We start from the raw sequence: 20,837 nt of genomic DNA, 5'->3' as shown, positions 1-20,837 counted from the left end.
GCCGGCGATCCCCGGCCCCACATTGAGGAGGTTCACTTGATTCGCTCGCTTTGGATTTCGAAGACCGGTCTCGACGCGCAGCAGACCCAGATGGACGTCATCGCCAACAACCTGGCGAACGTCAGCACCAACGGCTTCAAGCGTTCCCGCGCGGTGTTCGAGGACCTGATCTACCAGACCCTGCGCCAGCCGGGAGGCCAGTCGTCGCAGCAGACGCAGCTGCCGTCGGGCCTGCAGATCGGCACCGGCGTCAGGCCGGTGGCGACCGAACGCGTGTTCACCCAGGGCAACCTGCAGCAGACCGGAAACTGGAAGGACGTGGCGATCCAGGGCCAGGGGTTCTTCCAGGTGCTGCGGCCCGACGGCTCGACCGCCTACACGCGCGACGGCGCCTTCCAGACCGACATGGAAGGGCAACTGGTCACGGCCAGCGGATACTCTCTCCAACCCGCGATCACGATTCCCGCCAACGCCCTGAGCGTCACCATCGGGCGCGACGGCGTCGTGACCGTGACCCAGGCGGATTCTCCCCAGCCGACCCAGGTGGGCACGCTGCAGCTCGCCACCTTCATCAACCCGGCGGGCCTGCAGAGCGTGGGCGAGAACCTCTACGTGGAAACCGGCGCCAGCGGCACCCCGAACATCAACACGCCCGGGACCGACGGCACGGGCCTGCTCAGCCAGGGCTACGTGGAAACCTCCAACGTCAACGTGGTGGAGGAACTGGTCAACATGATCCAGACCCAGCGTGCCTACGAGATCAACAGCAAGGCGGTGCAGACCTCGGACCAGATGCTGCAGCGGCTGGCGCAGCTATGAGAACACCCGCCGCGTCCATGGCCGTGCTGCTGTCCGTCCTGGCGGGATGCGTCACGCTGCCGGATCCCGCGCCCATCGTGCACCAGCCCATGTCCACGCGCGCCCCGCAGGCGGGAGCGCCTGCCGAAAGCGGCGCCATCTACCAGGCGGCGTCGCGCTACCGGCCGCTGTTCGAGGATCGCCGCGCGCGCCAGGTGGGCGACATCCTGGTGGTCGTCCTCAACGAGCGCACCAATGCCAGCAAGCGCTCCAACAGCAGCGCCAACAGGAACGGCAGCGTGAACGTCGGCATTCCCCCCATCGTGTTCGGCGTGCCCATCACCAAGGAAGTGGAGATGGGCGCATCCAGCGGCAACACGTTCGCGGGCAAGGGCGAGGCGGCCTCCGCCAACAATTTCACCGGCACGATCACGGTCACCGTGATCGAGGTGCTGCCCAACGACAACCTGGTGGTGAGCGGCGAGAAGCAGCTCGCCATGACCCAGGGCAGCGAATACATCCGCCTTTCGGGCGTGGTGCGCCCCGAGACCATCGTCAACAACATGGTCTCGTCCATCCAGGTCGCGGATGCGAAGATCGAGTACAAGGCGAACGGCTACATCGACGAGGCGCAGACGATGGGCTGGCTCTCGCGCTTCTTCATGAGCGTCTCGCCCTTCTGAGCGCATGAACGCCTTCCTTACATGCGGACGCCTGCTGCGGCTCACGCTCGTGCTGGGGCTGGCGGCGTGCGCCGCATCGGCGCAAGCCGAGCGCATCAAGGACATGGCCTCCATCCAGGGCGTGCGGCTCAACCAGCTGGTGGGCTACGGCCTGGTGGTGGGACTGGACGGCACCGGCGACCAAACCATACAGACGCCGTTCACCATCCAGAGCCTCACCAGCATGCTGATGCAGATGGGCATCAACGTGCCGCCGGGCACCAATCTGCGCCTGCGCAACGTGGCCGCGGTCATGGTGACGGCCACGCTTCCGCCGTTCGCCCAGCCCGGGCAGCTCATGGACGTCACCGTGTCCAGCATGGGCAACGCCAGGAGCCTGCGGGGCGGCACCCTGCTGATGACGCCCCTCAAGGGGGCGGACGGACAGGTCTACGGCATGGCCCAGGGCAACCTGCTGGTGGGAGGCTTCGGGGCCTCGGCCAGCGGCAGCCAGGTGCAGGTCAATCACCTGGGTGTGGGCCGCATCAGCGGCGGCGCCACGGTCGAACGCGCCGTGCCGGTGACGCTGGGCCAGGACGACAGCATCCGCCTCGGCCTCCACAACGCCGATTTTTCCACCGCCCGCCGAGTGGTGGATGCCATCAACGAACGCTTCGGCACGGGTACCGCGGCCGCGGTGGATGGCCGGACCATCCAGCTGCGCACGCCGCCGGGAAGCGACGCGCGCGTGGCCTTCATCGCGGAGGTCGAGAGCATGAATGTCAGCCGCGCCGAGACCCCGGCCAAGGTGATCGTCAACAGCCGCACCGGCTCGGTGGTCATGAACCGGGCGGTCACGGTCGACGCCTGCGCCGTTGCGCACGGCAACCTGTCGGTGGTCATCAGCACCGAGCCGGTCATCAGCCAGCCCGGACCCTTCTCCAGCGGGAGGACCGTGCAGGCGCAACGCTCGACCGTCGAGATCCAGCAGGAATCGGGCATGCTGACCATGGTGGAAGGCGCGTCCCTGGCCGAGGTGGTGCAGGCGCTCAACGCGGTGGGCGCAACGCCGCAGGATCTGCTCGCGATCCTGCAGGCGATGAAGTCGGCCGGGGCGCTGCGGGCGGAACTGGAGATCATCTGATGGCGGTCGCGACCGACCTGTCGACCCGGTTCGCCCTGGACGTGCAGGCCGTCGATGGCCTGCGGGCCACGGCGAAGGGAAACGGGCGCGCCGGGCTCGAGGCCGTCGCCCGGCAGTTCGAGGCGCTGTTCCTGAACATGATGCTAAAGAGCATGCGCGAGGCCACGCCGCAGGACGGCCCCATGGACAACGAGCAGAGCCGCATGTTCACGGCCATGCTCGACCAGCAGCTGTCCCAGGGCATGGCCTCCCGCGGAGTCGGCCTGGCCGAGGTCATGGTGCGGCAATTGCGCCATGCGCTGCCGCCCGATCCGTCCGGCGGGGAAGGGGATATGCAGGGGGCGGGCGAAATGGATTCCATCCCCGTTCCACCTCACGGCGCACGCGGCACGGGGAGCCTGCCGGCTTCCCTCCCGGTTGCGCCGCAATCGATCCGGGTCGCGCGCCGGGAGCCGCCGGCCGATCCGGGATCGCCGCCGATCGGCGCGCCATCCGCCGAACCTCGGCGCACGCAGGAGACGGCTGCCTCGTCCTCGTGGCTGCCGCCGCAGGCGATGGAATTCCAGGCCCGGCTGATGCCGTACGCGCGCCAGGCAAGCGCGGCGACCGGCATCCCCGCGCGCTTCATGCTGGGCCAGGCGGCCCTTGAAAGCGGGTGGGGCAGGCGGGAGATCCGCGGCGCGGATGGCGCGCCCAGCCACAATCTTTTCGGGGTGAAGGCCGGCAGCAGCTGGAAGGGGCCGGTGGTCGAGACGATGACGACGGAGTACGTCGACGGCGTGCCGCGGAAGAGCGTCGAGAAATTCCGCGCCTACGCCTCCTATGCGGAAGCCTTCAAGGACTATGTCCAGCTGCTGAGCAGCAACCCCCGCTACGCGGAATTGCTGTCGCAGGCTGCCCGGGGGCTCGACGCCGAGGGCTTCGCCCAGGGGCTGCAGCGGGCGGGCTACGCAACCGATCCGGACTACGCCGGCAAGCTGGGACGGATCATCCGTACCACGCCATGGTCGTGACGGCGCTCCGCAATGGCCGCAGCCGGCGCGCACCGGCGCGCAAGAGGGAGAACGAAGGTGCCCGGGGATGCCGGGAAACCCGCGAGATGCCTAAAGGTCCGCGTCCGGCGGCCGTTACCCCTGGAAGCATATCGAAAACGAACAGATACGAGCCGTAAGGGGCCGTAAGGGCCGCAAGCGCGGAATCGGGAGACGACATGGGCAACGGAATTTTCGGCATCGGCCTCAGCGCGCTCAATGCCGCCCAGCAAGGACTGCTAGTTTCGGGGCACAACGTCGCCAACGCGGCCACGCCGGGCTATACGCGGCAGCAGATCGTCCAGTCGAGCCGCGGAGCGCAGGGCAGCGGCAGCGGCTTCATCGGGCAGGGGGTGCAGGTCGACACGGTGAGGCGTCTGTACGACCGCCTGCTGACCGGCCAGGTCATGCAGGCACGCACCGAATCCGCCCAGCTCGATGCCTATTTCGCGCAGATGCAGCAGATCGACAATCTGCTAGCAGATCCGGGCGGGCGCCTGGGCCTGGCGCCGGCATTGCAGGATTTCTTCGGAAGCCTGCAGGATGTCGCCACCCACCCCGCCGACGTGGCATCGCGGCAATCCGTGCTGTCCAGCGCCGAGGTGCTGGCGCAGCGCTTCCAGTCCCTGAACACCCGCCTGGACGAGATTCAGGCTGGGGTGGACGCCCAGATCGGGAACAGCGTGGCGCTGATCAATACCCTGGCCTCGAGGATCGGAGAATTGAATGCAAGCATCAGCCAGGCCGAGGGCGCCCTGGGCGGCCAGCCGGCGAACGATCTGCGGGACCAGCGCGACGAACTGCTGATGCAGCTCAATCAGGAGATTCGCGCCCAGGTCGTGGAACAGGACGACGGCAGCTACAGCGTGTTCATCGGCACCGGCCAGGCGCTGGTGGCGGGCGCGAATGCGTTCCGGCTCGCTGCCGTGGCGTCCGCGTACGATCCGCGCCGTATCGAGATCGCATACGTCACCGGCGGTAGCGACATGCCGCTCAAGGAGTCCGGCCTGGACGGCGGCACGCTCGGCGGACTGCTGCGGTTCCGCAGCGGAGAACTCGACGCCGTGCGCAACGGGCTGGGGCGCGTGGCGATCGGCCTGGCCGAATCCTTCAATGCCCAGCACCGGCTGGGGCAGGATCTGCAGGGCAACGCCGGCGCCGATTTCTTCAACGTCTCCGGCCCGTCGGTGGCCGCTTCCTCCCGGAATACCGGCAATGCCGTGATCGCCGCGGGAATCGCCGCGCATGGCGACCTGACCACCAGCGACTACCGCCTGCGCTACGATGGCAGCGCCTACACGCTCACGCGGCTCGACAACGGGACGACGCAGACCTTCGCCGCCTTCCCCCAGGTCGTGGACGGCGTGCGCCTGGATCTGGCCGGGGGTGCCGCCGCAGCGGGCGACGAATTCCTCATCCGGCCCACGGCGCCCGGCGCCGGCGGGATCACGGTGGCGATACAGGATACCCGCCTCATCGCCGCCGCCGCGCCGATCCGCACCGACGCGCCGTCCGCCAACACGGGCACGGGCCGCATCAGCGCCGGCAGCGTCGATACTCCCGATCCGAACCTGACCGCGCCGGTGACCCTCACCTTCACCAGCGCCACCACCTTCGACGTCAGCGGCACCGGCACCGGCAACCCGACCGGCCTCGTCTTCACGGCGGGGGGAACCATCAGCTTCAACGGCTGGAGCGTTCAGATCAGCGGCGCGCCCGCACCCGGCGACACCTTCACGGTCGGCCCCAATCCGGGCGGAACAGCCGACAACCGCAACGCCCTCCTGCTGGGAGCGCTCCAGGGCAGCCATACCCTGGCCGGCGGCACGGCCAGCTACCAGCAGGCCTATGGGCAGGTCGTCAGCCTGGCGGGAAGCAAGACGCGCGAACTCGAAGTGACCAGTACCGCCCAGGCGGCGCTGCTGAGCCAGGCATATACCCTGCAGCAATCAGGCTCGGGCGTGAACCTGGACGAAGAAGCCGCGAACCTGATGCGCTACCAGCAGGCCTACCAGGCGGCAAGCAAGGTGATCCAGACAGCCGGACAGATGTTCGACGCGCTGCTGGATATCACGCGATAGGGTTCATCCGCCCGCCCTTCCGGACCGGGGAGCAGGGCGGGCACAGACACGACGGAGAGAAACCGCGATGCGCATCGGCACCCACATCAGCTACGAACTCGGCATAACCGCCCTTCATCGGCAGCAGGCCGCCCAGATCAAGACCCTGGAGCAGATCAGCAGCGGACGGCGCATCCTGACGCCCTCCGAAGACCCGGCATCCTACATCCGCGCGCTGGAAGTGTCCCAGGCCGACTCGGTCAACGCCCGGTACGCCCTGAACCGGCAGGCCGCCGCCGCCAGCCTCGGGATGCTGGAAGCCACGCTGGGCGACGTGACCAACGTCGTGCAGAACCTGCAGCAGCTTGCCGTCTATGCCGGAAACGGCACCCTCACGGACAGCGGGCGGCAGGCCATCGCCACCGAACTGCGCGGCAACTTCGACGAACTGCTGGGTCTTGCCAACCGTACCGATGGAAGCGGACAGTACCTCTTCTCAGGCTTTCAGGGTGCGACCCGGCCGTTCGCCGACACCGGCAGCGGCGTGCAGTATTCCGGCGACGAGGGTCAGCGCCTGATACAGGCCGGCCCCTCCCGCCAGCTCGCCACCAGCGAGTCGGGCCGGGAGGTGTTCGAGCGCATTCCCGCCGCAGGTGGCGGATACCAGAGCCTGTTCCGGACGCTTTCCGACCTGATCACCCTGCTCGAGACGCCGGTGACGGGCGCCGCCGGCAAGGCCGCCCTGGCAACCGGCCTGGATGCGGCGCAGGGCAACCTCTCCAGCGCGCTGGACAATGTGCTGCGGGTGCGTACTGCCGTAGGCACCCGCATGAAGGAGATCGACACGCTCGACGACAGCGGCGACGACCTGCGCCTCCTCTATGCCCGGCAGCTCTCCGAACTGCAGGACGTGGACTATGCCCGGGCCATCAGCGATCTGACCCAGCAACAGACCTACCTGGAAGCGACGCAGAAGGCGTTCCTGAAGGTGCAGGGGCTGTCCCTGTTCGACTACCTCAGGTGATGGCGGCGCTTCCCGGCGACCCCGGCCGGTTTTCGCATCCCGGCGGACGCAAGGGGCGGCGGCAATGAACGTCCTGATCGTCGACGATCATCCCCGTGTCCGCCAGGGCCTGAGGCAGATCCTGGCCGAAAGCGGCCGGGTCGCGCGCATCGGCGAGGCGGAAAACGGGGCCGGCGCGCTGCTGCGGCTGCATGAAGGCGGATGGGACGTGGTGCTGCTGGATATTTCCCTGCCCGATCGCAACGGTATCGAGGTTCTGGCACAGATCGGCAGGGAGCATCCCCGGATTCCCGTGCTCATGCTCAGCATGCACGACGAGGCGCTGTATGCCCTCCGGGCGCTGAGGGCGGGCGCAGCGGGCTACCTGATCAAGCAAAGCGTGCCGGCCGAGCTCATGGCAGCCATCCGGCAGGTGGGCGAAGGACGCCGGTACCTGACGCCGGTGCTGGCCGAGGCCATGGCGAGGCATCCCGAGGCGAACGATATCGCCAGCCCCTTCCGCAAGGCCCTGCCGGCCTGCAATATCCGCTCCTGTTCCTGATCGCTTCGACCGGCGAGACTGCCGGCACGCGGCCGGGGACCATCCTGCTCCGCAGCTTCCCCCTGCATCCGCCCGCGCCTGTTCCAAGCATGGATATGAGGCACGGATCACACGCTAATCCGCGCATGGCATGCACGCCACAGATCCTATCATGGCAATCCGGGCGTCATGGCAGGAGACGCACGTCGTGTGCAAGAAATCCGACAGGATGATTAAATCTTTTCGAGGCAAGGCCGTTAAGGATGCAACAGCGGTCGATCGGCCCCGACAATGGGGGACGGACCGAGGTTGGCGCCAGCCGGATGTCCGGGGCGCAATCCAGCAACATTCGTCAAGGAGATTTTCACATGGCTGCGATCATCAATACCAACGTCATTTCCCTGAATGCGCAACGCAATCTCAACAGCTCCCAGAACTCGCTCGCCACCACGCTGCAGCGCCTGTCCTCGGGCCTGCGCATCAACAGCGCCCGCGACGACGCCGCGGGACTGGCGATCACCGAGCGCATGAGCTCGCAGATCCGCGGACTCAACCAGGCCGTCCGCAACGCCAACGACGGCATCTCGATGTCGCAGACCGCCGAAGGCGCCCTGGGCGAGATCGGCAACAACCTGCAGCGCATCCGCGAACTGGCGGTACAATCCCGCAACGCCAGCAACAGCGCCAGCGACCGCACCGCGCTCAACAATGAAGTGCAGCAGCTCAAGGCCGAGATCGACCGAGTGGCCTCGACCACCACGTTCAACGGCATCAAGCTGCTGGATGGCACCTTCACCAACCAGGCCTTCCAGGTGGGTGCCAATGTCGGCGAAACCATCAACATCAGCAGCATCGTCAACGCGCAAAGCTCGTCCCTGGGCACCACCACCACCTATGCGACCAGCGTGGTCGGCGTCGCCGCCACCGGGTTCACGGCGCCGGCGGACAACATCGCGGCGGGCGACCTCAAGATCAACGGGGTGGACGTAGGCCCCATCGTCGCCGGCGGCGCGGCACCGGCGCAAGGCGCGGCGGTGGCGGCTGCCATCAACCTGGTATCGGGCGCAACCGGCGTGACCGCCGCAGCCGACGGCGCCGGGGTGGTGACGCTGACCAGCGCCTCCAGCGCAGGCATCACCATCGCCCAGAGCGGGACGGCGACCACGGCGCGCACCGGACTGACCGCCGCCGCCACCGCGGCCACGGCCACCACCACCGTGGGCTTCAGCTCGCTGGCGATCGACACCACCGCGAACACCGACATCGCCATCGCCTCGATCGACTCGGCGCTGAGTGCGCTCAACGCGGCCCGCGCCGATCTCGGAGCCTACCAGAACCGGTTCTCGTCGGCGGTCTCGAACCTGCAGACCACGGCGGAGAACCTGACGGCTTCCCGCAGCCGCATCATGGATGCCGATTTCGCCGCCGAAACCGCAGCCCTTTCGAGGAATCAGGTGCTGCAGCAGGCGGGCACGGCCATGCTGGCCCAGGCCAACGCGCTGCCGCAAAGCGTGCTGGCGCTGCTGAGAGGGTAAGTCACGGGCACCGGCCGATTTCCGGAATAAGGAATCGGCCGGCCTGCTGCAGGGCAAGGCCCGGGGCATGGCTCCGGGCTCTTTTTCAATCACGCCGGAAGTCCTCGAAGAGGCCGGAAGGCAGGCGGACGGCCAGCAGCGACCGCCGTCATGGAAGGGGAGGGCGACATATGGCCATTTCTGCACCGGGGATGGGATCGAACCTGGATGTGGCCGGCATCATCAACCAGCTGATGGCGGTCGAGCGACAGCCGCTGGCGCTGCTCGACCGGCGCGAAGCCGACTACCAGGCCAAGCTGTCCGCCTATGGAACATTGAAGGGCGCACTCGCATCCCTGCAGAGTACGATGCAGGGGCTGGCCGACGCCGCCAGATTCCAGTCCGTCAGGGCCAGCGCCGCGGATCCTTCCGTACTGACGGCCACTGCCGGCGGCACCGCGGCGCCCGGCAGCTATTCGGTCGAGGTGCAGCAATTGGCGCAGCAGCAGAAAATCCGTTCCGACGGCTTTGCCAGCCCCGCCAGCGTGGTCGGCAGCGGCACCCTGACCCTGCAGTACGGGGAGTACGACGGCGACCTCGGCATTTTCACTCCGAGCGGCGCCAGAGCGGCACGCACGATCACCATCGATCCCTCCACCAATACCCTCGCCGGGGTACGGGATGCGATCAATGCCGCGGATGCCGGGGTGGCCGCATCCATTGTCCACGATGGCAGCAGCAGCCGGCTGGTGCTGACCGTCAAGGACACGGGGGCCGCCAGCAGCGTCAGGATCCTGGTGCAGGATGACGACGGCACGCATCTCGACACTGCCGGACTGTCCCGGCTCGCCTTCGACCCGGCCGCCGCGGCCGGCGCCGGGAAGAATCTCACCCAGGTGCAGGCGGCTCAGGATGCGAAGCTGCGCATCGACGGAATCGATGTCAGCCGGGCCTCGAATATCGTGCAGGACGCCATCGAGGGCGTCACGCTGAATCTTCTGAAGAACACCGCGGGGGATTCCATCACGGTGAGCGTGGTACGCGACGGCGCCGGCATCCAGGCCTCGGTGGAATCGTTTGTAAAATCATTCAATTCCATTAATCAGATACTTGTAAACCTCAGTTCATATAACACATCAACAGGGAAGGGGGCTGTACTGCAGGGCGATGCAGCCACCCTTTCCATCCAGCGCTGGCTGCGCACCACGGTTTCGGCCGAGGTGGGCGCTCATGGCTCATTGTCGCAGATCGGCGTCTCCTTCCAGAAGGACGGCAGCCTTGCGCTCGATGCCGCCCGGCTGCAGTCTGCGGTCGAAGCGGATTTCGATCGCATCGGCAGCCTGTTCGCAGCACGGGGGAATCCGACCGACAGCCTGATCGCCTATGACGGGGCAAGCGGCAGGACCGCGGCCGGAGATTATGCGGTTACGATCACCCAGCTGGCCACCCGGGGCAGCCTGGCCGGCAGCCAAGGGGCAGGCCTGGCCATCACCGCGGGCGTCAACGACCAGCTGGGGTTCAACGTCGATGGCGTCGCCGTCAGCATCACGCTGGCACCCGGCACGTACGCATCCGCGGACGCACTCGCCGCCGAGGTGCAAAGCCGGCTGAACGGTGCCGCCACCCTGGCGGACGCGGGGATCTCGGTGACGGTCTCGCAGTCCGAGGGCATCCTCACCATTGCGTCCGACCGCTACGGATCCGGCTCCGGTGTCGTTCTGTCCGGTGGCAATGGCGCCCCCGGCCTGCTGGGCGTGAATCCCATATCCACGCAGGGCGTGGACGTCGCAGGCACCATCAATGGCGTGGCGGCCGCCGGATCGGGCCAGACGCTCACGGCCCCGGCCGGGGATGCGGCGGCGGATCTGCGGCTGGTGATCCAGGGAGGCCCGCCCGGCGCGCGCGGATCGGTCGGTTTCTCCCGCGGCTACGCCGACAGCCTGAGCAGGCTGGCACAGGATCTGCTGGGAGACAAGGGTCTCATCGCCGCCCGTGTCGACGGGCTCAATGCCAGCACCAAGGATATCGACCGCCGCCAGGCAGACTTCCTGCGGCGCCTCGAGGCGACCGAGGCCCGCTATCGTGCGCAATTCACCGCCCTGGACACGATGCTGAGCAGCCTGAACCAGACCAGCCAGTTCCTCCAGCAGCAGCTGGCGGCACTACCGAAGATCGACTCATGAACCTAGACCCCGGGAAACACTTCAACATGAATGCCAAACTCGTTTACGGTGCAAACACCTACGCCCGCGTCGGCCTCGAAACCGGCGTGGTCGCAGCCACTCCGCACAAGCTCATCCTGATGCTGTTCGAGGGTGCGCGACTGGCGCTGTCCTGCGCGCTGATCCATATGAAGGAGAATAGGCCTGCCGCACGGGGCGAGGCCCTTTCCCGGGCCATCGCCATCATCAGCTCGGGCCTGCAGGCCAGCCTGGACATCGAGCGGGGCGGAGAACTGGCGCAGCAACTGAATACCCTCTATGCCTACATGAGCCACCGTCTGCTGCAGGCCAACCTGCAGAACGAAGCCCGCCACGTCGAGGAAGTGGCCCGCCTGCTGAGGGAATTGAGCGAGGCATGGGCCGGTATCGGCACGGTCGCGCAGGCGGCCGGCGGTGAAACCGGTACCCCGGCCATGCCGCAAGGCTCCGCTTCCTTTTCCGGAGGGATGTGACGCCATGGACAGGATGAGCGACACGGAAATCCTCGCGGCATTCCAAACCCTCTGCGATCTCACCGGCGAGATGAGAGAGATTGCGCGCATGGGGGAATGGGAGCAACTGACCCTGCTGGAACAGCGCTGCGCCGGCGTGGTGGCTCAACTCCGGGCGACCCTGCCCGTGCGGCTTCCAGCCGGAATGCAGCGCAGGAAGGTGGAACTGATCCACAAGATCCTGGCTGACGACGCCGAGATCCGGCTTCATACCCAACCCTGGATGCAGCGGATTCAGGCCCTGCTCGGCAACACGGACAGAGCGCGCCGGGTGCATCGGACGTATGAAGTGGGCCGTCTCGAGGATCTCTGACCGGCGTGCCCCGTGAACCGATCGCAGATGAGGATGCCGTGACGCTGCCTCATGGATACCCGATCCCCGCTCCACCCGCAGCCCTGGCAAGCATGCGGAGGGCCGGAACGCACCGTGGCCGGCAGGAAAATGGAGGCGCACGGGCATGCTGATCCGGAGTACGCCGGGCGTGGTCGGCGTGGTCATCCCGGTCCGGCCGATGGGCGCAGCGGCTTACCGCCAGGCCGGTTCCAGCGCATTCCCCGATGCGCTGGAACCGGGCCGGCAGGTGCGGGCCGTGGTGCAGGCCCGGCTTCCCGGCGGCGCATTTGTCGTGGCGATCGACATGGGTAGTGCGGCTGCCAACGGCAATACCCCGGCAGCCGGCACACAAGTTGCGGAGCGCCATCTGCTGCAGATGAGGCTCCCGGCTGGTGCGCAGCCGGGCGATACGCTGGAGCTGGTCTTCGTCTCGCGTGATCCGCGGCCAATGTTCATGCTGGCATCCGGAGCCGCATCGCAGGCGCACGCCGCACGACTGAGCGAGGCCGGCCGTTTCGTCAGCGACCTGCTGGCGCACGGAATCCCATCCGGCGCCCGGGCCACGGTGTCCGGCACGACGCCGCTGCTGGCAGGCCCGCCCGTCGACAGCGCCCGTCTGGCGGAGAGCCTGGCACGCGCACTGGGGCACAGCGGCCTGTTCTACGAAGCCCATCAGGCGCAATGGCTTGCGGGCGCAAGAACCCGCGGAGAGCTGGCGCTGGAACCCCAGGCGCGCCTGCCGATGAATCTTGCGGGTGACACGTCCGGGCAGGCAGCCGCGGCGACACATGAAACGGTTCATCCCGATGCGCTGGGGCTGGTGCGCCAGCAGCTGGACGTGCTCGAGACCCGGCAGGCCAACTGGCAGGGCTTCGTCTGGCCGGGGCAGGCGATCGAGTGGGAGGTGGCGGAGGACAGGCCCGAAGGCGCCGATGGAACCGACCCATGCGCCAGCGCCTGGCACACCCGGCTGAGTTTGGTACTGCCCCACCTGGGCCGCGTCTGCGCCAGGCTGCGGCTCGATGCACACGGTGTCGACGTGCGGATGGAGGCGGCGGATCCCGTCGCCGCATTCATGCTGCAGGCCGCCACCGCCCTGCTGGCGCACCGAATGCAATCCGCGAGTATCGGATTGCGAGGCGTGGAGGTCCGGCTGGATGGAGCGGCCTGATCCACTGGAAGCCAGCGAAGCGGCCGCCTCCCGCGAGGCTGCGGTAGCGCTGGCCTATCATGCCGGCAGCGCCGCGCCCCGGGTCGTGGCCAAGGGCCGCGGGCTCGTCGCCGAAGCCATCGTGCGCGAGGCCAGGGCACACGGCATCTACGTGCACGAGTCGCCCGAACTGGTGGCCCTGCTGATGCAGGTCGACCTGGACCAGCACATCCCCCCGCAACTCTACCGCGCCGTGGCGGAACTGCTCGCCTGGCTCTACCGGGTGGAAGGGCGGATGGCAACCAGAACGGAGATTTCGGCGCTGCCGCGCCGAGATGGGTAGCGGCATACCGAAATGCTCATGGGATCGTCATCGTCTGATCTATAGCCTTACGCGCTTTGGCAAGTTCCTCCCAGATGCCGAGCACCAGAAGCGTGTGAATGACTTTCGACGCTAGACTCAGGTGAATGCGATTTGCTGACAGCAGGCCATGCGCAAGATCGTTGCGAAGATTAAAACCACGTGGATCGGCGTAGAGAGCTCGAAAATGCAGGGTAATGTCATCTCCAAGTGCCGCCTGGATATCCTTCGCATAGAGAATATCACCCATGCCAATGGCAACACTGACGCCGGCAATACACGGATGAGGTTTTGTGACGGGCTTGCCGAGCCTTGAGACGATAGCCCGCAGGCCGACTTCGATTTGCGGGACGAGAACATGTACAGATTTTATGAAATCTTGTTTATACCATGCCGTAACGCCTTCAATAAGAAATGTGAGGTCATCAAACAGTTCTGTGCGAGCCGCCCATGTCGCGAAGTGGAGGGGCGTAATACTGTGAACCTCTATCGCCTTGTCGAGTGCACGGATTAGCCAAGTGTCGATAATGTCCATTCTTTGCGCGGCTTGCTGGATCATCCTTCCAAGCGGATCATCTTCTACGGAGTCAATGCGTGCTGCGACGTGATTGTCTGCGATAATGGATTGGGGAATGGACGCCAGTAACGGCGCGCGCCGCGTCATTTCGCGGAGTTGCTTTTCGAGTTCACTGCGTCTTTGCAGAAACTCGGAAGCAATACGAACGAACGTTGTCGCCATATTGTCCACGATGATCCATTCAAGGAACTTGTCTATATCCTCCTTTAGAATGGTGCTCTCGATGACGAAGGACTTCATCTGATTGCGTGATTGGGCGATCTTTTCTTCCATCGCTACGCGCACTCGCCGACTTTCCTCTTGCATCCCCGCGTCTCGGTAAGCGTTAACGGCAGTTTGCAGCACGGCGGATGCCAACATGGCATCCCCAAGTGAGGCGAAACGCTCAAATGTTCGGCCGATAATCTCGCTCAACCGCCTTACGTCATCGTTCCTGCCGTGTTTTCTGTAGTGCTTGATAAGCCGCTGCGCTGCATCTTCTGTAATGTGGGGATTGAATATTGTGGAGCTGGATCTGTCAGAATGCTGGACGACGATACTTTCGAGATCGGCGATCAATTGATTCTTCTCGGCATCCGACAACCCAACATGCTTGTCGTCAATCAAGCGGTCGAAGGTGATCCACCATAGACCCTCATCAGCGGCGACGGCTTCACGGTGAAGCGTGAGCAATATCTCTTTGGCTGTGTCGGAACGCACCCTATCGCGGAGCATTAGGGAAAGATCAAGAGCGCGAAGAACGTCACTGAATTTGTTGTACATATCGCTGCGCAGATTTTGCGCTACAGACTGTAAATAAGCGTCTATGGCTATTCGAGCCATATCTGGGTCGGGATTGATTCGGGCGATGGCGCGACTCATATCCCACGCAAGATCGGCATACCGAGCCTTGAGGACAGGATGTGTGATGGACCTCGCCCGCGACATCCAGTGGGTGATGGTTTCCTTATCTGCACCTTCGATGCCAGGGGAATAGAATGCACTTCCGTCTTCCCGTGTTCCGGATGCGATGGGGCGAAAATACGTTCCCCAAGGACTGTTACCGCAGTTGCCGATAGAGAGAGCAAAAGCAAGCACCTCGGCCCATGCTCCAAGATTTTCCGCCTCATCCGGATTAACCAGTACGTTGCGAGCGGCTATAAGATTTTGGCTGACTTGATGCTCATCGATAGGAGCACTCTCCTGATCGAGTTTCGTAATTATCTCATCTATGGAAAACGGAACTACAATACTCATCGGGCAGATTCCTTAGTCTTACTGTGTCATAAGAGAAGTTTTTGCGCTTGCCCTGCCGCGGGGGATGTAACCCTTGGGAAGGGCAGGCACCTGGCGGTCGATGAAGTTTTTTTTGCCGCAGGCAGGCTTGTCAGCGATGAGGCGTTCTGCCATCAGGAATCCGTAGGCCGCGATACTCAGCGCGCCATGATGGTGGAACCCTCGCCAACCCCGGCCTTCGTAGTGACCCAGGCCGAAGTCCTGCTTGAGATCCTGATAGTCGCGCTCGATGCGCCAGCGCTGATGGGCGCCGCTGACGAGTTCGCTCAAGGCAGTGTCCTCGGGTAGCGTGGACAGGAAGTACTTGCTCGGCTCTTGGTCGTCAGCTGGCCACTCGATGAGCAGCCACTGCTGCGGGCGCAGACGTGCCTTGCCCACATTGCCACCGGCATGGCGCACGCGCAGGGCCGCAAAACGCCCACTCAGCGCAGTGTTCGTGCCCTCGCGCCAGGTGACTGTCTGGAACGCCTGCGACGGCAGCGACATCGCCAAGGCCTTCACGCTCATTGGCTGGAGCTCGGCGGTGCGCTGGGGCATCACGGGCGGGCGGCCCGCGCCGCTGTAGGGCTTGGGTGGTAGTGGCTCGACCCCGGGCGGCCAGACCACGACGGCCGACGTGATGCCGACCGTGTAGAGCAACCCCATGTCGCTGAGCGCCTGGCGAAAGGCGTTGTCCATGCCATAGCCGGCATCGGCCAGGACGCAGTGACGCGGCGCGCCTTCGGCCAACAGCGTGCGCAGTTGCTCCAGGGCGATCTGCGTCTTCGTGGCAAAGCGCACCTGCTCGGGAACCCCGGCCTTGGCACGGCGTTCGCAATCTGCGGCCCAGTCCTCGGGCAGGTACAGCCGCCAGGCCACCGGTAGACTGCCCTGATCGCTGGCCAGCGAGATGCTCACGGCCACTTGGCAGTTGTCCTGCTTGCCCAGCACCCCACAGTACTGGCGCGCGACGCCGACCGAATGGCGGCCCTTCTTCGGGAACCCGGTGTCGTCGATGATCCACCAGCCACCCGATCGAAAGTCCATCTTCGGGATCACCCACTGGGCGACACGGCGCAACATCTCGGTGTGCGACCACTGCGCCTTGGCCACGAAGTGGTGAAGCGCTTGATGCCGGGCGCTGGCGTGCATCGGGTCCACGCGCGCAGCCATCAGCTCCACGCTCTTGCGCGACAGCGGCAGCATCAGGCCTGTGCAGTAGCCGCGAAGACCGGCATGTCGGTCCGCATGGCCCAGTCCCGCACTCAACTGTTCCAGATACCGGTCAAAGCGCTCGGTTGCATTCATCGATCCTCCGGCGTGAAGTCGAAAGAATTCCATTATCCCATTTATGACACAGTAAGATTAGGGAACGCTGATTTAAGTCTGGCGCTGTAGAATATTCGAATTACCTTATTCTGTACGATACCCTGATGAGACGCCAAAACAGTTTTGCTGACCTGGAGTATTCGGCACGCCGCAAACCGACGCGCTGGGAGAAGTTTCTGACCGATCTAGATCAGCGGGTGCCGTGGGCGGCAATGGTCGGACTGATCGAGCCGCACTACTACCGGGGGAACGTGGCCGCCCCCCGCTGGGACTGGAGTTGATGCTGCGCATGTACCTGCGCCAGAGTTGCCTGCGCTGGGCTGATTTACTCTTTTTCAATCCTATCATCTACAGGATTTGTGAGAAGAAGAATCTCCTCTCCAAGATTCTGTTCAATATCCATATTCTGGTGTGGAATGCCGATGATTTCGATTGCGCTTTCTGCTACGCGGTAAAATATTATGTGACTGCCCGCCCTGAAACTGCGGTAGCCTTCCTTTACTTCATCTCTTGTTCGTCCAAGCATTGGATTGTCCGCAAGCCATCGCATTCGTTCCCGTAGCTGCAATGTGTATTTTTCCGTCTGTGCTTTACCCCATTGCCGGGTCGTATATTCGCATATGTCGATGAGATCGGTTTTTGCTGCCGGCGAGAGGATGTAGCGTTTCATGCCCTCTCAAGCAATCCGGCAAAAAAAACTTTCGCCGTCTTCTCCTTCTCCCCTGTCCAGCTGTCCTTCGCCTAGCGCCAGCTTCGCCCGCAGCCTTTCCAGTTTCATCTGCTGGTACGCCTGCGCTGACATAACCACGGCAACTGCCCGACCGTGTTTTTCAATGGTGAGCGGTTCCCGTTGCACCGTATCCAGCATTTCTCCAAAATTATTCTTTGCTTTTCCAGCAGCTATGGCTTTCATTTCAAGTTCTTTCCCAAAAAAATTATATGGCTATAATGGCCATTATAGCCATTAATTGCAAAAACCGAAAATGACCGGCTCAGGATCCCTTCCGGCATCACATACTTCGATCGCGGGATTTTAGAGAACCCCGCCGCAGGCAGCGGGGAATTAGGTTCGAGGAGATCAGCCTACAAGGGCATGTTCATGATTTCCTGGTAGGCCGCCACCAGCTTGTTGCGCACCTGCAGGGTGTACTGGAAGGAGAGGGAGGCCTTCTGCATCGAGATCATGGCCTCGGTGAGGTTGGCGCCGGGCGCGCCCAGCTCGAAATCCCGCGCCAGCCCGGCGGCATGCCCCTGGGCCTGGTTCACCTGGTCCAGCGACTGTCTGAACAGGGCGGGGAAGTCGACTCCCGTCCTGCTCGCGCCCGCGTCGGCTCCTTCCCGTACCGGGGATGCCGGCTTCCCGGCGGCGAGCGCCGCGCTGCTGCGCATCTGGGCCAGCAGCGCATCCATGTTCGAAACGTTCATCCGGTTCCTCCACGATTCGACGAGGCATGCAGGATAGCATCGCCCAATCCCGGCCCGCATCCGGAAATAGGCGGGAAACCCGGCTCTTTTCAGGGCATCGAATACCGCGCCCATGCCGATAATGCTGGCTGTGATCCCATGAACGACCACACCACACCAAACCCGGACATGAAAACCAGCACGCATCCTTCCATTTGCCCCGAAACAGCGGGTGAACACCCATGAGCGCTCCCGCGGAAGTCCTGGCGATCAGTGACGCGCCGGGCCTGGCCCGCAATTTCCTGGCGCGCCTATCCAGCCAGCAGAAGCTGGGCCTGATGCTCGCGGTCTCGGCCATCGCGGCCCTGCTGGCGGGGGGCTGGCTCTGGATCCAGACGCCGGACTACAAGGTGCTGTTCAGCAACGTGTCCGACGCGGACGGCGGCGCGATCATCGCCTCCCTGCAGCAGATGAACGTGCCCTACAAATTTTCCGAGGGCAGCGGCACCATTCTCGTGCCCGCCGGCCAGGTGCATGACGCCCGCCTCAGGCTGGCCACGCAGGGTCTGCCCAAGGGCGGCCTGGTCGGTTTCGAGCTGATGGAGAAGCAGAAGTTCGGCACCAGCCAGTTCCTGGAGCAGGTCAACTTCCAGCGTGCGCTGGAAGGCGAACTGGCCCGCTCCATCCAGTCGCTGGCGGCCGTGGAGGGCGCGCGGGTTCATCTTGCCATGGGCAAGCAGTCGGTTTTCGTGCGCGAGCAGCAGAAGCCCAGCGCTTCCGTGCTGCTCAACCTCTACCCCGGGCGGGTGCTCGACGCGGCGCAGGTGAATGCGATCGTGCATCTGGTTTCCAGCAGCGTCCCAAATCTGCCGGTCAGCCATGTCACGGTGGTGGACCAGCAGGGAAACCTGCTGAGCGGTACCGACGACCCGGAGACGGCGACGGGACTCAATCCCCACCAGCTCAAGTACCTGCACGCACTGGAGCAGAGCTATGCCAGGCGCATCGAGGCGATCCTGGCGCCCATCGTCGGCAAGGAAAGCGTGCGCGCCCAGGTGGCTGCGGATGTTGATTTCTCCCACTCGGAGCGCACCGACGAAATCTACAAGCCCAACCAGGATCCGGGCAGTTCCACGGTGCGCAGCCAGCAGTCCCTGGAATCGGCCACGGGGGGAGGCGAGGCGGAAGGAGGCGTGCCGGGCGCGCTGTCCAACCAGCCGCCGATGCCGGCCACGGCGCCGATCGAGACACCGCCGGGCTCGCCTCTCAGCCAGACGCCGCCGGCGGATACGGCCCAGCCGGGTGGCGCGGCTGCGGGTGGGGCAGCGGCACCCGCAGCCGCACCGCAGGTGCCCAGGAATACACGCAAGGACACAACGATCAACTACGAGGTGGACAAGACCATCCAGCACGTGCGCAATCCGGTGGGCGGCATCAAGCGGCTTTCGGTCGCGGTGGTGATCGACCACCGCAAGGTGGTCGACGCGGAGGGGCGCGCCACGCGCCAACCCCTGAGCGACGCGCAGAAGGCCGAGGTCACGGATCTGGTGAAGGAAGCCATGGGTTTCAACGGCGAGCGGGGCGATACCCTGAGCGTCGCAAACAGCCCGTTCGCGGTGGCCGAACCCGACGCCGCGCCCGAAATCCCGCTCTGGAAGCAGCCGGAGATGATCGAGCTTGCCCAACAGATCGGCAAGAACCTGCTGATCGCAAGCCTGATACTGTATCTGGTGCTCGGCGTGCTGCGCCCCCTGCTGCGGCGGACGGAGCCGCCGGCGCGCGCCCTGCTGGCCGAGCCCTCCGCCGACGGGGAGAGGTCATCCGGACGGCAGGAGCCTGTCCCGGAACCGGTGCTCCAGCTCTCGCAGCACGAGGAGAATCTTGCGCTCGCACGGCAGATGGCCCGGGACGATCCCAGGACGGTGGCGCGCGTGATCAGACAATGGGTGGCCGGCAATGGATGAGACTGGAATCGGCAAGGGGGCGATCCTGCTCCTGTCCCTGGGCGAGGATGCGGCGGTGGAAGTGCTCAAGCACCTCAACCCCCTGGAGGTACAGAAGCTGGGCTCGGCCATGACGCGGGTCAAGAATCTGAGTCAGGAGCAGATCGACGCCGTGCTCGGCGACTTCTGCAACCTGGCGACGGGACGCAACAGCCTCCTCGGAGTCGACGCGGAAGGGTATGCGCGCACGGTGCTGCACCGGGCGCTGGGCGAGGAAAAATCCACGGACAGCATCAGCCGCATCCTGGAGGGCAGCGATACCAGCGGCATCGAGGGCCTCAAATGGATCGATTCACAGTCCGTGGCGGAACTGATCAAGAGCGAGCACCCGCAGATCATCGCCACCATCCTGGTGCACCTGGACCGCAACCAGGCGAGCGAAATCCTGGGGCAGCTCACGGAACCGCTGCGCAATGACGTGCTGCTGCGCATCGCCACCCTGGAAGGCATCCAGCCCTACGCCCTGCGCGAACTCAACGACGTGCTCACGGACCTGCTGTCGGGCGGCGAGAACATCAACAAGAGCCCGGTCGGCGGTATCCGCACCGCGGCGGAGATCATCAACTTCATGGGCAGCACCGCCGAGACCTCGATCCTCGGCAACCTGCGCCAGTTCGACGAGGACCTGGCGCAGAAGATCATGGATCAGATGCTCGTCTTCGAGAACCTCATGGATATCGACGACCACGGCATCCAGCTCATCCTGCGCGAGATCGAGCACGATTCGCTCGTCGTTGCGCTGAAGGGCGCGACGCAGGAACTGCGCGACCGGATTTTCAGGAACATGTCCAACCGGGCAGCGGAAATGCTGCGGGAGGATCTGGAGGTCATGGGTCCCGTGAGGGTCAGCGAGGTCGAAAACCAGCAGAAAAAGATCCTGCAGGTGGTGCGGCGGCTTGCCGACGAAGACCGGATCGCATTCACCACCAAGGGCGAGGAAAGCTATATCTGAGCACGTT

At 64.8% G+C, this 20,837-nt stretch carries 20 protein-coding genes and 1 pseudogene; 16 read left to right on the top strand and 5 right to left on the bottom strand.

What is annotated here, in order from left to right; translation table 11 throughout:
* The first annotated feature begins 36 nt into the window (after positions 1-36).
* The 13 genes from flgG (at position 37) to BT108_RS02545 (ending at position 13,293) form a co-directional block, all read left to right on the top strand.
* Positions 37-819, top strand: coding sequence for a flagellar basal-body rod protein FlgG (flgG, locus tag BT108_RS02605; protein ID WP_072292975.1), 783 nt, complete (start codon positions 37-39; stop codon positions 817-819).
* Complete coding sequence (locus BT108_RS02600) at positions 816-1,481, top strand: flagellar basal body L-ring protein FlgH (RefSeq protein WP_072292974.1); 666 nt, start codon at positions 816-818, stop codon at positions 1,479-1,481. The genes flgG and BT108_RS02600 overlap by 4 nt, the downstream gene beginning before the upstream one ends.
* A 4-nt stretch (positions 1,482-1,485) precedes the next feature.
* On the top strand, positions 1,486-2,604 hold the full coding sequence (locus BT108_RS02595) for a flagellar basal body P-ring protein FlgI (protein WP_083566114.1): 1,119 nt from the start codon (positions 1,486-1,488) through the stop codon (positions 2,602-2,604).
* A complete protein-coding gene (gene flgJ, locus BT108_RS02590) occupies positions 2,604-3,617 on the top strand; it encodes a flagellar assembly peptidoglycan hydrolase FlgJ (RefSeq protein ID WP_072292973.1) in 1,014 nt (337 codons plus the stop codon). Before BT108_RS02595 ends, flgJ begins: the two co-directional genes overlap by 1 nt.
* A 197-nt stretch (positions 3,618-3,814) precedes the next feature.
* Positions 3,815-5,716: a flagellar hook-associated protein FlgK gene (flgK, locus tag BT108_RS02585; RefSeq protein ID WP_072292972.1), complete on the top strand. Its 1,902-nt coding sequence runs from the start codon at positions 3,815-3,817 to the stop codon at positions 5,714-5,716.
* Between the two features lie 67 nt (positions 5,717-5,783).
* Positions 5,784-6,719: a flagellar hook-associated protein FlgL gene (gene flgL / locus BT108_RS02580; RefSeq protein WP_072292971.1), complete on the top strand. Its 936-nt coding sequence runs from the start codon at positions 5,784-5,786 to the stop codon at positions 6,717-6,719.
* A 64-nt stretch (positions 6,720-6,783) separates the two neighbouring features.
* Positions 6,784-7,260 (top strand): response regulator, encoded by a 477-nt coding sequence (locus tag BT108_RS02575; RefSeq protein WP_072292970.1) that lies wholly within the window; start codon positions 6,784-6,786, stop codon positions 7,258-7,260.
* A gap of 347 nt (positions 7,261-7,607) precedes the next feature.
* Positions 7,608-8,774, top strand: a complete 1,167-nt coding sequence (locus tag BT108_RS02570) for a flagellin N-terminal helical domain-containing protein (protein ID WP_072292969.1) — start codon at positions 7,608-7,610, stop codon at positions 8,772-8,774.
* Positions 8,775-8,944: 170 nt separating this feature from the next.
* Positions 8,945-10,936, top strand: a complete 1,992-nt coding sequence (gene fliD, locus BT108_RS02565) for a flagellar filament capping protein FliD (RefSeq protein ID WP_072292968.1) — start codon at positions 8,945-8,947, stop codon at positions 10,934-10,936.
* Positions 10,937-10,962: 26 nt separating this feature from the next.
* Entirely contained in the window at positions 10,963-11,427 is a 465-nt protein-coding gene (fliS, locus tag BT108_RS02560; RefSeq protein ID WP_072292967.1) for a flagellar export chaperone FliS, read from the top strand.
* 4 nt (positions 11,428-11,431) lie between these two features.
* Positions 11,432-11,779: a flagellar protein FliT gene (locus BT108_RS02555; RefSeq protein ID WP_072292966.1), complete on the top strand. Its 348-nt coding sequence runs from the start codon at positions 11,432-11,434 to the stop codon at positions 11,777-11,779.
* Between the two features lie 145 nt (positions 11,780-11,924).
* The gene (locus BT108_RS02550) at positions 11,925-12,971 is read left to right on the top strand and encodes a flagellar hook-length control protein FliK (protein WP_072292965.1); all 1,047 of its coding nucleotides are present in this window, start codon (positions 11,925-11,927) and stop codon (positions 12,969-12,971) included.
* Complete coding sequence (locus tag BT108_RS02545) at positions 12,958-13,293, top strand: EscU/YscU/HrcU family type III secretion system export apparatus switch protein (RefSeq protein ID WP_072292964.1); 336 nt, start codon at positions 12,958-12,960, stop codon at positions 13,291-13,293. Before BT108_RS02550 ends, BT108_RS02545 begins: the two co-directional genes overlap by 14 nt.
* A gap of 16 nt (positions 13,294-13,309) precedes the next feature.
* Here the strand turns inward: BT108_RS02545 and BT108_RS02540 are convergent, their stop codons facing one another.
* Together BT108_RS02540 and BT108_RS02535 are read right to left on the bottom strand one after the other, a co-directional pair.
* Positions 13,310-15,124, bottom strand: coding sequence for a DUF4209 domain-containing protein (locus tag BT108_RS02540; RefSeq protein ID WP_072292963.1), 1,815 nt, complete (start codon positions 15,122-15,124; stop codon positions 13,310-13,312).
* Between the two features lie 18 nt (positions 15,125-15,142).
* The gene (locus BT108_RS02535; protein WP_072292962.1) at positions 15,143-16,450 is read right to left on the bottom strand and encodes an IS701 family transposase; all 1,308 of its coding nucleotides are present in this window, start codon (positions 16,448-16,450) and stop codon (positions 15,143-15,145) included.
* Between the two features lie 125 nt (positions 16,451-16,575).
* Here BT108_RS02535 and BT108_RS13440 point away from each other — a divergent pair.
* Positions 16,576-16,796: pseudogene (locus BT108_RS13440) on the top strand (IS5/IS1182 family transposase); the annotation flags it as partial.
* Here BT108_RS13440 and BT108_RS02530 read toward each other — a convergent pair.
* The 3 genes from BT108_RS02530 to fliE all read right to left on the bottom strand — a co-directional run bounded on the left by BT108_RS02530 (position 16,797) and on the right by fliE (position 17,896).
* On the bottom strand, positions 16,797-17,141 hold the full coding sequence (locus BT108_RS02530; protein ID WP_072292961.1) for a type II toxin-antitoxin system RelE/ParE family toxin: 345 nt from the start codon (positions 17,139-17,141) through the stop codon (positions 16,797-16,799). It lies immediately after the preceding pseudogene.
* 6 nt (positions 17,142-17,147) lie between these two features.
* A complete protein-coding gene (locus BT108_RS02525; RefSeq protein WP_072292960.1) occupies positions 17,148-17,384 on the bottom strand; it encodes a type II toxin-antitoxin system Phd/YefM family antitoxin in 237 nt (78 codons plus the stop codon).
* Between the two features lie 170 nt (positions 17,385-17,554).
* Complete coding sequence (gene fliE / locus BT108_RS02520) at positions 17,555-17,896, bottom strand: flagellar hook-basal body complex protein FliE (RefSeq protein ID WP_072293016.1); 342 nt, start codon at positions 17,894-17,896, stop codon at positions 17,555-17,557.
* A 221-nt stretch (positions 17,897-18,117) separates the two neighbouring features.
* Here fliE and fliF point away from each other — a divergent pair, with 221 nt between their 5' ends.
* Together fliF and fliG are read left to right on the top strand one after the other, a co-directional pair.
* The gene (fliF, locus tag BT108_RS02515; RefSeq protein ID WP_072292959.1) at positions 18,118-19,839 is read left to right on the top strand and encodes a flagellar basal-body MS-ring/collar protein FliF; all 1,722 of its coding nucleotides are present in this window, start codon (positions 18,118-18,120) and stop codon (positions 19,837-19,839) included.
* Complete coding sequence (gene fliG, locus BT108_RS02510) at positions 19,832-20,830, top strand: flagellar motor switch protein FliG (protein ID WP_072292958.1); 999 nt, start codon at positions 19,832-19,834, stop codon at positions 20,828-20,830. The genes fliF and fliG overlap by 8 nt, the downstream gene beginning before the upstream one ends.
* Positions 20,831-20,837: the final 7 nt, after the last annotated feature.

It is taken from the genome of Nitrosovibrio sp. Nv17, from assembly GCF_900119085.1.
Lineage (GTDB): Bacteria > Pseudomonadota > Gammaproteobacteria > Burkholderiales > Nitrosomonadaceae > Nitrosospira.
The sequence above is the reverse complement of the archived record's forward strand: the minus strand, read 5'-3'. Positions and strand labels throughout refer to the sequence as shown.

Bases quoted from the DNA above. Each gene is read 5' to 3' on its own strand.
- BT108_RS02600 (WP_072292974.1), top strand. From the start codon at position 816: ATGAGAACACCCGCCGCGTCCATGGCCGTGCTGCTGTCCGTCCTGGCG.
- BT108_RS02570 (WP_072292969.1), top strand. From the start codon at position 7,608: ATGGCTGCGATCATCAATACCAACGTCATTTCCCTGAATGCGCAACGC.
- BT108_RS02575 (WP_072292970.1), top strand. From the start codon at position 6,784: ATGAACGTCCTGATCGTCGACGATCATCCCCGTGTCCGCCAGGGCCTG.
- flgK (WP_072292972.1), top strand. From the start codon at position 3,815: ATGGGCAACGGAATTTTCGGCATCGGCCTCAGCGCGCTCAATGCCGCC.
- fliF (WP_072292959.1), top strand. From the start codon at position 18,118: ATGAGCGCTCCCGCGGAAGTCCTGGCGATCAGTGACGCGCCGGGCCTG.
- BT108_RS02540 (WP_072292963.1), bottom strand. From the start codon at position 15,124: ATGAGTATTGTAGTTCCGTTTTCCATAGATGAGATAATTACGAAACTC.
- BT108_RS02550 (WP_072292965.1), top strand. From the start codon at position 11,925: ATGCTGATCCGGAGTACGCCGGGCGTGGTCGGCGTGGTCATCCCGGTC.
- BT108_RS02535 (WP_072292962.1), bottom strand. From the start codon at position 16,450: ATGAATGCAACCGAGCGCTTTGACCGGTATCTGGAACAGTTGAGTGCG.
- BT108_RS02545 (WP_072292964.1), top strand. From the start codon at position 12,958: ATGGAGCGGCCTGATCCACTGGAAGCCAGCGAAGCGGCCGCCTCCCGC.
- BT108_RS02595 (WP_083566114.1), top strand. From the start codon at position 1,486: ATGAACGCCTTCCTTACATGCGGACGCCTGCTGCGGCTCACGCTCGTG.
- BT108_RS02530 (WP_072292961.1), bottom strand. From the start codon at position 17,141: ATGAAACGCTACATCCTCTCGCCGGCAGCAAAAACCGATCTCATCGAC.
- BT108_RS02525 (WP_072292960.1), bottom strand. From the start codon at position 17,384: ATGAAAGCCATAGCTGCTGGAAAAGCAAAGAATAATTTTGGAGAAATG.
- fliE (WP_072293016.1), bottom strand. From the start codon at position 17,896: ATGAACGTTTCGAACATGGATGCGCTGCTGGCCCAGATGCGCAGCAGC.
- flgJ (WP_072292973.1), top strand. From the start codon at position 2,604: ATGGCGGTCGCGACCGACCTGTCGACCCGGTTCGCCCTGGACGTGCAG.
- fliG (WP_072292958.1), top strand. From the start codon at position 19,832: ATGGATGAGACTGGAATCGGCAAGGGGGCGATCCTGCTCCTGTCCCTG.
- flgL (WP_072292971.1), top strand. From the start codon at position 5,784: ATGCGCATCGGCACCCACATCAGCTACGAACTCGGCATAACCGCCCTT.
- BT108_RS02555 (WP_072292966.1), top strand. From the start codon at position 11,432: ATGGACAGGATGAGCGACACGGAAATCCTCGCGGCATTCCAAACCCTC.
- fliS (WP_072292967.1), top strand. From the start codon at position 10,963: ATGAATGCCAAACTCGTTTACGGTGCAAACACCTACGCCCGCGTCGGC.
- fliD (WP_072292968.1), top strand. From the start codon at position 8,945: ATGGCCATTTCTGCACCGGGGATGGGATCGAACCTGGATGTGGCCGGC.